The organism is Rhodococcus sp. OAS809 (genome assembly GCF_040546695.1).
Classification (GTDB): domain Bacteria; phylum Actinomycetota; class Actinomycetes; order Mycobacteriales; family Mycobacteriaceae; genus Rhodococcus_F; species Rhodococcus_F qingshengii.
Window position 1 is genome coordinate 2,390,577 of sequence record NZ_JBEPOI010000002.1, and the last position, 12,719, is coordinate 2,403,295.

The following is a 12,719-nucleotide window of genomic DNA, read 5'->3' on the forward strand; positions in this document are numbered from 1 at the left end:
ACTCTCGAGAGGTGACTTCGCCGGAACTCGCCCTCACCGTTCGACTCAACACCTCTGCCGCCGACCTACGCCGCGGGGTAGTGCGCTTGCACCCCGAAGCGTTGGCGGCGTTGGGCATCCGCGAATGGGATGCCATCGCACTCATGGGAGCCCGCGGCACCGCGACCGTCGCGGGCCGTGCGCCCACCGGAACCCCGGCAGGCACGATCCTTCTCGACGACGTCACCATGTCGAACGTCGGCCTGACCGAGAACTCATCCGTCGTGGTCGGTCCGGTGACGGTGTACGGAGCGCGATCCGTCTCCGTCACCGGCTCGTCCATGGCGACAAATTCGATCAGCTCGACGGTTCTGCGACAAGCCCTTCTGGGCAAGGTCGTCAGCGTCGGCGACACGGTCTCGCTCCTCCCCCGCGATCTCGGTCCGGGTACGAGCACTTCCGAAGCCACCCAAGCGCTTTCCCGTACCTTCGGCGTCGCGTGGACATCCGAACTGCTCACCGTCACGGCCGTCGAACCTGCCGGTGGTCCGGTCAGCGTCCAGCCGAATTCGGCAGTCAACTGGGGTTCCGGCTCGGCGGGCACACTGACACCGAGTGCGCTTGTTTCCAGTCCGGCCGCCGTCGCGATCGAGCCTGCACCGTCGGTTCCGCTGGATCACCTCGTCGGCGCGCAAGCGCAGGCAGCCAAGCTGACCGAGTGGCTCGGCCTGGCACTCGACGAACCAGAACTGCTCCGTACGCTCGGCGCCTCCCCGCACCTCGGCGTCCTCATCACGGGCCCCGCCGGCGTGGGCAAAGCCACGTTGGCCCGCTCGGTCCTGTCCTCGCGCAAACTTGTCGAACTCGACGGCCCGGGAGTCGGTGCCACCGAGGCGAATACCCGCCTGCAGCGAATCGTCGACGCCGTTGCTGCCGTGCGCGGCGGTGGCGTACTGCTGATCAGTGACATCGACGCTCTGCTTCCGGCCACCGCGGAACCGGTATCCGCACTGATCCTCGAACAACTGCGCAGCGCCGTCGCAACCCCGGGCGTGGCATTCGTCGCGACCTCCGCCCATCCGGAGACCGTCGACGCGCGCCTTCGCGGACAGGATCTCTGCGATCGAGAACTCGCACTTACCCTGCCCGACGGCGCAACCCGCAAGGCGTTGCTCGAACTCCTGCTCCGCCGCGTGCCCACCGGAACCCTCGAACTCGACGCCATCGCCTCGCGCGCACCGGGATTCGTGGTCGCCGACCTCGCGGCGCTCTGCCGTGAAGCTGCCTTGCGAGCGGCGACGCGGGCGTCCAAATCCGGTGATTCTCCGGAGATCACGCAGGAAGATCTTGTCGGTGCCCTCGAAGTGATTCGGCCACTGTCTCGTTCGAGTACCGAAGAACTGTCGATCGGCAGCGTCACCCTCGACGACGTCGGCGACATGGTCGAAACCAAACAGGCCCTCACCGAAGCGGTGCTGTGGCCGCTACAGCACCCCGACTCCTTCGCACGCCTCGGTGTCGACCCACCCCGCGGCGTGCTCCTCTACGGCCCTCCCGGCTGCGGTAAGACGTATCTCGTTCGTGCCCTTGCCAGCTCAGGTCACCTCAGCGTCCACGCCGTCAAAGGTGCGGAGCTGATGGACAAGTGGGTCGGCGCCTCCGAAAAGGCCGTACGCGAGTTGTTCCAGCGCGCACGCGATTCGGCGCCCTCGTTGATCTTCCTCGACGAAATCGACGCCCTTGCCCCGCGTCGTGGTCAAAGTTCCGACTCCGGGGTGTCGGATCGCGTCGTAGCCGCGTTGCTGACCGAACTCGACGGCGTCGAACCGCTACGCGACGTCGTGGTGTTGGGCGCCACCAATCGACCGGATCTGATCGACCCGGCTCTCTTGCGCCCCGGCAGACTCGAACGTCTCGTATTCGTACCGCCGCCGGATGCGGAGGCCCGCAAAGCGATTCTGCGTGCTTCCGGCAAGTCGGTACCGCTCGCCGAAGATGTCGATTTGGACATTCTGGCCGTCGATCTCGAGGGATACTCGGCAGCAGACTGCTCGGCTCTCCTGCGTGAGGCTGCACTCGCCGCCATGCGTCGGAGCATGGACGCGGCCGACGTGACGGCCGCGGACGTGGCAACCGCCCGTGAGAAGGTACGTCCCTCACTCGATCCCGAGCAGGTGGCACACCTACAGGCGTACGCGGACAACCGATAAGGACTGACCATGGCTGCTGATCTGGTTCTGTACGGCGACATCGTGACCATGCACGAGGAAGCACCACGCGCCCAGGCGCTCGCCGTGACGGGCGGCCGGATCACAGCCGTCGGCGCGCGCACGGACGTCGAGGAACTGGTGGGGCCGGATACCCGCGTCGTCGACGTCGGAGGTGCCACTGTTCTGCCGGGGTTCATCGAGCCACACGGTCACCCTTTGGAAGAAGCCATCGTGCTCGGGCCTGACGTCGTCGACATCCGGCCTGTCACGATCGCCGAGGCGGACGCCGTAGTTGCTGCCGTCGTCGACACTGTTCGTTCGCGAGGTGCTGCCGGCGCTTCTCTGAACGGTTGGGACCCGTTGCTGCAGAAGGGCCTACCCGACCCGACCATCGACTGGCTGGACTCCGTCGCGCCGGAGTACCCCCTCGTGATCATGCACAACTCGGGACACGTCGCGTATTTCAACACGGCGGCAGCAGTGCAGGCCGGCATCACCCGCGATACCCCCGATCCGATCGGCGGATCGTACGGCCACGACGCGACGGGCGCCCTCGACGGAGCCGCGTACGAAATGCCTGCGGTGTTCGCAGTCGCGGGCCACGCAGTCACTATCGGTGACGACTTCCCCGCACTGGTGGCGGCCGAATGCGCCCGACTGAACGCCGCCGGAATCACCACCATCGCCGAATTGTCGTTCGACCCCAAGATGCGGCCCGCCCTGGCCGCAATAGCCGACGCCGGACTGCTCACCACCCGCCTGCGGCTCTACGAGATGTCCAACGACGCGCGCACTACCGAGGCGTCACCGGGCGACGGAAACGACCTGGTGCGCCAGATCGGCATCAAGGTCTGGTCCGACGGTTCACCGTGGGTCGGTAACATCGCCACCAGCTTCCCGTATCTCGATACCGAAGCCACCCGCGCGCTCGGGATCGCCTGCACGCACGGGCACGCCAACTACACCGGCGAACAGATCCACGACATCAGTTCCGCCTACTTCGCCAAAGGGTGGCAGATGGCGTGCCACGCCCACGGTGACGACGCGATCACCATGGTTCTCGATGCGTGGGAGCAACTTCTGAAGGAGCACCCCCGGCCCGATCACCGGTTGCGTCTCGAACACGTCGGCGCGATGCGTCCGGATCAGTTCGTCCGCGCGGCGGAACTGGGCGTCACGGTCAGCATCTTCATCGACCACCTGCACTACTGGGGTGACGTTCTGGTGGATGACCTGTTCGGCCCCGAATACGGATCCGTCTGGGCCGCAGCAGGATCTGCACTCGCGGCCGGGCAACGGTTCACCTTCCACAACGACGGTCCCGTCACCCCCGCCAATCCGCTACGGAATATGCAGGACGCCGTCACCAGACTTTCGCCCAGCGGCCGCGTCGTGGCACCCCAGGAACGGATCCCCGTGGATGCCGCAGTGCGCGCCCACACGGTCAACGCCGCGTGGCAGCTGTTCAGCGAAGATCACATCGGGTCCATCTTTCCCGGTGCCTACGCGGATCTTGTTGTGCTGTCGGCAAATCCCCTCGACGTCGAGCCGACCAGGCTGGCCGACATCACGGTGCTCGCCACCATCCTGGAGGGTCGGACGGTGTACGGAGACCTGAGCGCGATCGGCTGATCGGTCGCCGAACGCCGTGGACAAAGGCCGATAACCTTCTCTGCTCGAGTTCCAAGGATTGTTGCGAAACCGGAGACGGCGCAGGTGGTCTCAGGGTTCAGTGCGGATGTCGTCAACGACCTGAGCGATCGCATGTTTCGCCCAGGCCGTGATCTGCTCGTTCGTGTCGCGGTAGTACGGCAAGGCAACCAATGCAATCGACAGAGCCCATGCGCGGCCACGCGTCCAAGTGCCCTCGTCCACGTCAACATGAAGCCGGAATGTATGCCGAGTGCTCGGCGTCAGCAGAGTCCATGCAATGAGGCAGTCGAGATTGCCTGCCGCAAATCGAATGAAGATCCGAAAAGTCCCAAAAATCGGAATTGTCGAAAATTATTGCATAGGAACAGTTTTCGAGATACAAGTCTTGTGTTCGAAACTTTGTTCGATTAGACTTTTAGCATGGACAGTCGGGAAGCATGGCAACTGGATAGCGAGGACCTCAAGGGTGAGGTTCTGGATCTGGTGCGCGCCCGACACGAGTTGCAGTCGCGGATGGTGTTGCTGATCGTGGAGATGTTTTCCCGGGAGGTTCTCGGCGGGAAGGGTTTTCGGGCGATCGCTCAGTGGTTGCATGGTTCGACGAATCTGGAGATCGGTGAGTGCAGTCTGCTGGTCGGGTTGGCGCGGTTGCTGATGCTCGAACCCGTGGTGGGCGATGCGTTTCACCGCGGTGACGTGGATGCGTTGAAAGCCCGTCAGGTGGCATCGTTTTGTCAGCATCCGCCGAAGAACATGACGCCGGCGGATGTGGACAAGGCTCGCGGGATTCTGTTGGGTTTGGCGTCGAAGAACATTGCGGATTGTGATGCGGTGCGGGCGGCGATTCGGCGGATCGAGAAGCAGTACGGCAAACGCGAGGACGGCGTCCCGGTCGGCGAGGATTCCGAACGTAACGAGTTCTACGCCTCGAAAGGCTTGTACGGGCGGGTCACTGTGAAGGGTGATCTGGATGCGATCAACGGGGCCCGGTTGATCACGTTGCTGTCGAGTTTGTCGGCGCCGACGCCGGAGAAAGACGGCGTCAAGGACACCCGCACGCCGGCGCTGCGGCGGGCGGACGGGTTCTGCGAACTACTGCGGCGGTACGAGCGGGCGGGGTTGGGTCCGATCGAGGGCGGGGTGAAACCGCACATCACGGTGACTGCGTCGGCGAAAGACATGACCGACCTCAAGGCGTTGAAAGACCTCCTGCCGTCCACGGAGGAACTCGGGTTTGCGTGGGCGGATTGGGTGGGCCCGATCAGTATCGATACCGCGCGGATGTTGGCGTGCGACTGCACCGTGACGCGGATCTTGTTGGATGCGAATGGTGTTCCGCTCGACTGCGGTAAGGAAGCGAGAACGGCGACGGTTCCGCAGCGCCGGGCTCTTGCGGTTCGGGATGGTGGGTGTGCGTTTCCGGGGTGCGGGACACCGTCGGGGTGGTGCGATGCCCATCATATTGTTCACTGGAACGATGGTGGCCCAACGGATCTCGACAACCTGATCTTGTTGTGCGGTCATCACCACCGGACGATGCACCACACCGAATGGCGGGTGGAGATCGGGCCGGATCGGAAAACAGTGTTCTATCCACCGATGTCGATCGATCCGTATCAGCAGCCGATCGGCGGGAACAGCCCACCGACAGCAGCCTGAAGTGAAACAACTCGAGACGCGAGCACCGGGGCACGATCATGCCCCGGTGCTCATGCTGCGTTCCGCCATCTTCGCGGAGACGTACGGCCTACCAGCGGTTCCGAACCTCCTCGGCAAATCCGAGGAGATCTCGAACCACCACGGAGGTACCGTCGTCGAGGATTACTGTGCCGGAGAACTTTCCGAACACCTGATGCTGAATCGAACGCAGCACCCCGACGTCGAAAGTCGCGGCACGGTCGATGATCGGCTCGAAAGTCATCTCGAAGCGACCATCGTTGCTCGAGAAGTTCCACGGAGCGCCGTCGTACGTTCCCTGCGGGATGCCGAAGTCGATCCTGTCCAGTTTGTGTGCCCGCCCTCCGACAAACACGATGTTCTCGCTGGCCGCCGTAGTATCGCCGAAGCCGTACCCGATGTTGAATCCGAACCGCTCGCCGTTCACCAGTCCGGATGCAGAACCCCAGTACCAGGTGTTGTCGTAAGTCCAGACTCCCCTGCCCCAATCGAGAACGCCGAACGAGTCCTCCGAGCGAAATGTGAAGTCGTCGCTCCCGATTCGCACGGTCCCGGCAGCGGGCAGGCAGTTGATCTTCTGGTTGTAGTAAAACGAACGGGACGCCTTCGGAAACGGTGTGGCGATCACCATCCGGTCATCGGCAGGACTCGCCAGGAACAAATCGGCATGAAGACCTCGCCCACCGTCGAAAGCCGGGTAGTCGACAATCAGGTGGCGCCCACCGTCCACATGGCGAAACTCGAAGCGAGCTTTACCTTTCGACACCACCACATCACCGTCGTCCGCGCTTTCGGGCAGACCGAGCCTTCCCATCGGGAACGGCAGCATCACGTTTTCGGTGATCTCGTGTGGTGTTCGGAAATCGAGCCAGGAGACTCCGAGCAAGCCCATGTACCCGTTGTCGGCGACGGTCAGCGCGATGCCGTAATCCGCAGTGAGAACGCAGTAGTAGTCCCACTCCTTGATCCGGAACTTGGGAGCGGTGATCGCAGAGCGTCGATACTTGCGAATCTCCGATGGGGCCCAACCCGTCTCGACCAAATGTCCGCCATCGTCGAGAAGCGGGCCGGGCGACATCAGTGTCTGCATTCTTACTTCCAGCGTCCCAAGATCTCGTTCGCACGGTTGGCCAATGCCATCTGGAAGAACGGACCGAAGCTCACACGTGCCACTCCGAGCGGCCCGAAACTTGCCGGATCGTCCTGGTCCGGGATTCCGATCGCGTTGATCGGAAGTGGAAGTTCGGACGTCAGGCGGCGCTGGGTCGCGTCGTCATGCCGCCCGACGGGGTAGAGAACGTCGGCGCCGGCGTCGGCCGCCAGCTTGAGGCGTGCGATGGCGCGATCGACGCGATCGGCCTCGTCACCGACCTGCTTCACGAACAGGTCGGTGCGCGCGTTGACGACAACGTGAACTCCGGCTGCGTCGGCGGCCTGACGAAGCCCACCCACGAAGTCGGCGTGCTCCTGCGCCTCGCGCAAGCGTCCGCCTTCACTGTGAACGGTGTCCTCGATGTTGAGTCCGACAGCGCCGGCATCGATCAACCCGTCGATGAGAACTGCCGGCTCGAGCCCGTAACCACCCTCGATGTCCACCGAGATCGGGGCGTCGACCGCACCGGTGATCTGCTTGATCCGGTGCAGAAGTTCGTCGAAGGTGATGCCCTCGTTGTCCGGCTTGCCGATGGAATCGGAAACCGGATGACTGCCTACCGTCAGGGCTGCAAAACCGGCAGCCACCGCAAGATTCGCCGACCACGCGTCCCATACCGTCGGGAGAATGACCGGATTACCTGGCTGGTGCAACGCCAATAGAGCAGTTGCCTTGTCGTTGATCGAAGTCATGCGGTGGCTCCTCGAGATCGTGGGGTGTACCTCTCACCTACCGACTCTAGTGAGCGACCGGGCAGCCTGTGCTCTTGTAATCGACCTGGAACTCCTTGATGCCGTTGATCCAACCCGAGCGCAGACGGCGCGGATCACCGATCTTGGTGATGTCCGGGACGTTGTCGGCGATCGCGTTGAACATCAAGTCGATCTCCATACGAGCGAGGTTGGCACCGATGCAGAAGTGCGCGCCCGTTCCGCCGAAGCCCAAGTGCGGATTGGGGTTACGAGTGATGTCGAACGTCATCGGGTTCTCGAAGACGTCCTCGTCGAAGTTCGCGGAGCTGTACAGCATCACCACGCGCTGCCCCTTCTTGATCGACACTCCTGCCAATTCCGTGTCCTCGAGCGCGGTGCGCTGGAAGGCGGTGACGGGTGTCGCCCAACGGACGATCTCGTCGGCCGTCGTCTTGGGACGTTCCTTCTTGTACAGCTCCCACTGCTCGGGGTTGTCCAGGAACGCGATCATTCCGTGCGTGATGGCGTTGCGAGTGGTCTCGTTCCCTGCGACCGCCAGGATGAGCACGAAGAACCCGAACTCCTCCGGGCTCAAGGAGTCGCCGTCGATGTCGGCCTGGACCAGAGTGGTGACGATGTCGTCTGCCGGGCAGGTACGACGTGCGTCTGCCATTTGGTACGCGTATCCGAGGACCTCGGTGGACGCGACTGCCGGATCACCCTGGTATTCCGGGTCGTCGTAGCCCATCATCTCGTTGGACCACTTGAACAGCTTGTCTCGATCGTCCTGCGGTACACCGATCAGATCCGCGATCGCCTGGAGCGGCAGCTCGCTGGCAACCTGCTTCACGAAGTCGCCCGGGCCTTCGCTCACAGCGGTGTCGACGATGCTCCGTGCACGACGATCCAATTCGTCGCGCATGCCGTTGATCGCGCGAGGCGTGAACAGCTTCGAAATCAGCTTGCGGAGCTTGGTGTGCTCCGGTGCATCCTTGTTGAGCAGAAGATGCCGGAGCATCTCGACGGCCTCACGTGGCATGTCGTCGGCGAAACGCGCGATCGCGGTGTTCTCCCAGCTCGAGAACACATCGCTGCGCTGGCTGACCTCTTTGACGTCAGCGTGACGCGAGACCACCCAGTAGCCCTCGTCCTGGAATCCACCGACCGTCGGCGGCTGCTCACACCACCACACGGGTGCGTTGCGACGCAGTTCGGCGAATTCCTCGAAAGGGATCCGCTCCCCGAGGACAGCAGGATCGGTGACGTCGAATCCGGCCGGCAGGTCAGGCGTGCGTGTTGTGTCCGAGATGGTCATGGCGTCCTCTGATCGGTCGAATGTGCGCTACACCACAGAGTAGCTTTCACTAACGGACTGTCAAGTGAAAGACGGCGAGTCTCGTGCAACTGACCCGTGAGAGCCCCCGCGGCACTAGGATCCTGGTAATGACAGATACCTCCGGCAGACTGACGCTGCGAGAGAAGCAGAAGCAGCGAACCCGCGCAGACCTCGTGGATGCCGCCGGCGCGCTCTTCACCGAACGCGGATACGCGGCTGTCACCGTCGAGGACATCGCCGGCCGGGTCGGTTGCAGCCGAGCCACCTTCTACCTGCACTTTCCCGGAAAGATCGACATCCTCAAGGCGCTCGGCTCGAACACCGTCGTATCCAGCACCCTCGCCATATTCCAGGATCTCGACCACGTACTCGATTCCGGTTCGCGCGAAGAATTCGCCGGCTGGATCAACCGCGCTCTCGACTGGTGCCGCGATCACCACCACATGATGCGGGCGTGGGACGAGGCCATGGTCCTCGAACCCGAGTTCCGCACACTGGCCCGCGAAGGCATCTCTGCACTGCCCAACGCGATGCCGTCGTACCTCGCCCGTTGGCCGCAGAGCCGACACGACGAGGCGAAACTCCGGGTCGAACTCCTGCTGACACAGGTCGAGCGCTTCTTCATTCGCTGGGCGGAACAGGGCGCGATCACCGCGGGTGCGGACGTCGCAGCAGACGTTCTCACCGACATCTGGTTTCCGGCACTCACGCCGCCCACGACCGATGTCGCGGCGCCGCGATAGGTTGGCCCGATGCCACTCGATCTTCGAGCGATCCTCACCACCGTCGCTGCGCTCCTGTCCGGGATACTCGCTGCGCTGGCCCTGACCAATCCGGTTCTCCGTGACTGGGCCATCGTGGCCTCTCCGTCGGAAGTAGATCGCTGGATCAGCAGTGGACCCACCGCTGTCGGGCTCGGCGCCGTGGTTGCCGTGCTTGCCTGCGCACTCTCACAGCGTCGCGGCTCCCGTCGGGCAGCCTGGATCGCGATCACCGTCGGGGTCGCCGTCATCGCGATCATTCGGGCAGTCGTGCCCGAGGTTGCGTCACTGGACCTGCTGATCGCCGTGATCATCGTCAAAAGTGTTGCAGCCGGTGCGATTCTGGGTTGTGTGGTTGCCGTCAGTTGGGATCGCACCGCCACGAAGAACGCCACCCTCCTCGGCGTGCTTGCCGCCTTCCTCGCGGTTCGCACGTTCGCCGGCGGGACGGGCCGGATGAGTACGTCTTCGGTAGGTGAGCCGTCGTGGTGGCTGATCGGCGCCACGGCCGCAGCAGCAATCGCCTGTGCAGTGACCGCGCAATCCGGCTTCCGGATCCGCAAGCCCGACGCGGGCGAAATCCGCATCGCGCTCGTGGTGATCGCCGCGCTGGCGATCGGGCATCGAGTGCTCGGCGCCGTGATCGATCGCCAGCAGTACGCGTCCGAGGCAACTGCCTGGATCGTCATGGTCTTGGCAGCGGGCGCTGCACTCGCGTTGACATGGATCGCCGCTTACCGTCTCGGCGACACCTCCGGTGCTGGTGGCAAGTTCCTCTGGGCCGCAACCGCTCTGGCCGCTGCGTCGGCTCCGCTGTTCGTCGACATCGCGAAGGGTTCCGGCCACTGGGGAGACCTGAAGTCCCCCTGGGTACTGGTGCTTTTCGCAGCCCTGCCGGTCGCCGTCGGATTGCGACTGCACAAGCAGGTGCCAAACCTCGTTCCCATCGCCGTTCTCGTTGCGGTACCGCTGTCAGAACTACTGCCCTTCGACTCCGCGCACGGTGTCTGGTCAATCGCACTGAAGATCGCCTCGCTGGGTCTCGCCGCCGGATTGCTGTTCGGTGCCCTGGCTCCCGGCAGCCTGGTCGACGCCACACTCGGACTCGCCATTCCCTTTGCCGCAATGACCTTCTCGTCGATCGCTGTTCTCACCGATCAGCTCGCTTTCCCACCGATGATGACGTCGATATACATCCAAGGCCAGCTCGATATCGATGCGGTCTCTCCCCACGGCGACGGAGGATTATTCGGACGCGGCGTCGGAATCACCGTCGACTACGTCACCCCTCAGACCGTCGGCACTGCAATCCTCTTCGCCTTGATCATCGGCTTCTGCGGTGCAGCGATCCTCCGACGGTCCCATCCACCCGTCGACACCACGGAATCTCGGATCGAACCGGAGCCAGTCGACTGACACACCGTCACCGGACTGAGACCTGCTATTGCGGTGCAACTGGTACCGGATTGACTATTTTGGAGCAGTGCCCATCGCCCGCAGGACGCTGCTCGTCGCGCTGAGTGGTGTGACGGCATTCGTCGTCACCGTCGTCGCCTTGGCACCGTTCGTGAACAGCCAGTCGACGTCGATTTCGACGGGCGACAGGTTCTGGTCGATCTCGACGATCGGCGCCGGCGTTCTGGCTGTCGTCGCGGTCGGGACAGCCGCGATGATGGCCCGCTGCCGGTTGCGGACCGCGGCCATGACGGTCTTCGGTGGACTCCTACTCGAACTGCCCGGGCTCTACGATCACAACTTCGAGGCACTCTCACCCGTGGGTGCGGGAGTCGCTGTCGGCGCGGTCACGGTTGCTGCCGCTCCCCGGGTCCGAGCCGCTTCCGTCGCGGGAACGATTGTTGCCGTGCATGTCTCGGATTCACTCCTCGACGAAGACGCTATTCCTCGGCGGTACGCGGACTACATCGCCGACAACACCAACCAGTTTCAACCACCAGTGTTGGGGGCAACACTGCTCGCGCTCGCTTTGGCCGCCGCCTGCGTCGCCGCGTTCTGGTTCCACGACTTCGACAAGGACCACCCCAAGGAACGGATGGCCGTTCGACCGGTGACTATCGCGGCGGTGCTCACTCTCTTCGGGGTCGCTGCGAATTGGTGGTTCGAGATCACCACCGTCACGGCGGCGGTGCCTCTACTACTCGTCGCGCTGGTGATCACGGTGATCTGCGCGCGGGTGCTGGGCGACGGCAGTCGAATCCTGCTGATGTGTACCGCTGCCGTCGCAACTCTGGCGGCGGTCTCGGCGAACCGTCCCGCAACCGAAGCCATGGAATGGTCGAAAACCCCCGCCTCCACCGCCGTCGTGATCGGACTCGTCATCGTCGCCGCGGCAGCGATCGGCGCGATCGCTCCCTCGCGAGTCGTCGGCTACGGATTGCTCCTGACGGTCACGGTCGCCGGGATCGTCAGCTACGCCACGTCGCCGTCGCCGAAGATCGGTGACGTTCTCACGATCAGCGATCTTCTTGTCGCCTTCACCGCTGCGGTCGTCACATACGCGATCGCCAGCGCGATGTACCGAGAGCCACCGCGGACCGGAGCGTCGCGAGCACTCGTCGGACTCGGTGTCATCTTCGGCCCGACGGCGCTGGCCCTGCTCGTCTATCCGCAGTTCGACTACGGATGGACGGCGTACACGCCGCTCGACGAGAACAAGCCCTTCAACGGCATCACGACGGTCGGCCCGTTCGAAATCTCGACCGACATTCTGATACTCGACGCCGTGGCGCTGATCATCGTGGCCGTCTGCGCCTACGTGAGTCTCCGATTGGGGCGGATCAATCGATCCGTTCCTCCGCCGATCAGTCGATCAGATCCATCGACGCCAGGCGATGGAACACTTTGAGCGATCCGGGCGCCACCTCGTCCATCGCTGCGTACTCGGCGAGCGTGAAGTAGCGGAACTCGGCGATCTCGCTGGTCGGGTGCGGGTCTCCGGCCATCTCCGCCAGATAACAACTCATGTGCAGGCCCGTGTCCGCGGAATGTCCGAAAGCGTGAGCCTCGAAGACGTCGAGGAACGTGACCGTCCCGTCGACCAGATCGACGTCGAGTTCCTCCCGAATTTCGCGGTGCAACGCCTGCTCGGGCGTCTCACCCGGGTCGATCTTTCCGCCGGCCATGTAGAACGCGGTCTTGCCCACGGAGCGGGTCTGGATCAGCTTGCGGTCACGAATGTGTGCAAGGGCAGCGGTACGGATGATCGTGGTGGGTGTCGACGAATTCACGTCGTCCAACCTA

At 63.6% G+C, this 12,719-nt stretch carries 11 protein-coding genes; 6 read left to right on the top strand and 5 right to left on the bottom strand.

Going from position 1 to position 12,719, the window contains the following annotated elements:
- Positions 1 to 11: 11 nt before the first annotated feature.
- Positions 12 to 2,189: an AAA family ATPase gene (locus ABIE52_RS14120; protein WP_003941536.1), complete on the top strand. Its 2,178-nt coding sequence runs from the start codon at positions 12 to 14 to the stop codon at positions 2,187 to 2,189.
- 9 nt (positions 2,190 to 2,198) lie between these two features.
- Positions 2,199 to 3,821: an amidohydrolase gene (locus tag ABIE52_RS14125; protein ID WP_042450439.1), complete on the top strand. Its 1,623-nt coding sequence runs from the start codon at positions 2,199 to 2,201 to the stop codon at positions 3,819 to 3,821.
- Positions 3,822 to 3,911: 90 nt separating this feature from the next.
- On the opposite strand, the gene ABIE52_RS14130 is transcribed toward ABIE52_RS14125, so the two are convergent.
- Complete coding sequence (locus ABIE52_RS14130) at positions 3,912 to 4,064, bottom strand: hypothetical protein (protein WP_047268844.1); 153 nt, start codon at positions 4,062 to 4,064, stop codon at positions 3,912 to 3,914.
- Between the two features lie 198 nt (positions 4,065 to 4,262).
- On the opposite strand from ABIE52_RS14130, the gene ABIE52_RS14135 reads away from it, so the two are divergent.
- On the top strand, positions 4,263 to 5,501 hold the full coding sequence (locus ABIE52_RS14135) for a DUF222 domain-containing protein (protein WP_165639219.1): 1,239 nt from the start codon (positions 4,263 to 4,265) through the stop codon (positions 5,499 to 5,501).
- An 88-nt stretch (positions 5,502 to 5,589) separates the two neighbouring features.
- Here the strand turns inward: ABIE52_RS14135 and ABIE52_RS14140 are convergent, their stop codons facing one another.
- From ABIE52_RS14140 to ABIE52_RS14150, 3 genes are read right to left on the bottom strand one after another with little or no spacing between them, the layout of a single operon-like run.
- A complete protein-coding gene (locus ABIE52_RS14140) occupies positions 5,590 to 6,609 on the bottom strand; it encodes a DUF2804 domain-containing protein (RefSeq protein ID WP_003945035.1) in 1,020 nt (339 codons plus the stop codon).
- Between the two features lie 2 nt (positions 6,610 to 6,611).
- The gene (locus ABIE52_RS14145; protein WP_003945055.1) at positions 6,612 to 7,364 is read right to left on the bottom strand and encodes an isocitrate lyase/PEP mutase family protein; all 753 of its coding nucleotides are present in this window, start codon (positions 7,362 to 7,364) and stop codon (positions 6,612 to 6,614) included.
- A 46-nt stretch (positions 7,365 to 7,410) separates the two neighbouring features.
- Entirely contained in the window at positions 7,411 to 8,679 is a 1,269-nt protein-coding gene (locus tag ABIE52_RS14150; RefSeq protein ID WP_003945041.1) for a cytochrome P450, read from the bottom strand.
- A gap of 128 nt (positions 8,680 to 8,807) precedes the next feature.
- On the opposite strand from ABIE52_RS14150, the gene ABIE52_RS14155 reads away from it, so the two are divergent.
- The 3 genes from ABIE52_RS14155 to ABIE52_RS14165 all read left to right on the top strand — a co-directional run bounded on the left by ABIE52_RS14155 (position 8,808) and on the right by ABIE52_RS14165 (position 12,324).
- Positions 8,808 to 9,443, top strand: coding sequence for a TetR/AcrR family transcriptional regulator (locus ABIE52_RS14155; RefSeq protein WP_042926208.1), 636 nt, complete (start codon positions 8,808 to 8,810; stop codon positions 9,441 to 9,443).
- A 9-nt stretch (positions 9,444 to 9,452) separates the two neighbouring features.
- Positions 9,453 to 10,877 carry a hypothetical protein gene (locus ABIE52_RS14160; RefSeq protein WP_058038510.1) on the top strand — a complete coding sequence of 475 codons (1,425 nt, stop codon included), beginning with the start codon at positions 9,453 to 9,455 and terminating at the stop codon, positions 10,875 to 10,877.
- Between the two features lie 67 nt (positions 10,878 to 10,944).
- Positions 10,945 to 12,324 carry a hypothetical protein gene (locus ABIE52_RS14165; protein WP_223304380.1) on the top strand — a complete coding sequence of 460 codons (1,380 nt, stop codon included), beginning with the start codon at positions 10,945 to 10,947 and terminating at the stop codon, positions 12,322 to 12,324.
- Here the strand turns inward: ABIE52_RS14165 and ABIE52_RS14170 are convergent.
- Positions 12,281 to 12,706 carry an NUDIX hydrolase gene (locus ABIE52_RS14170; RefSeq protein ID WP_007730102.1) on the bottom strand — a complete coding sequence of 142 codons (426 nt, stop codon included), beginning with the start codon at positions 12,704 to 12,706 and terminating at the stop codon, positions 12,281 to 12,283. The genes ABIE52_RS14165 and ABIE52_RS14170 overlap by 44 nt on opposite strands.
- Between the last annotated feature and the right edge of the window lie 13 nt (positions 12,707 to 12,719).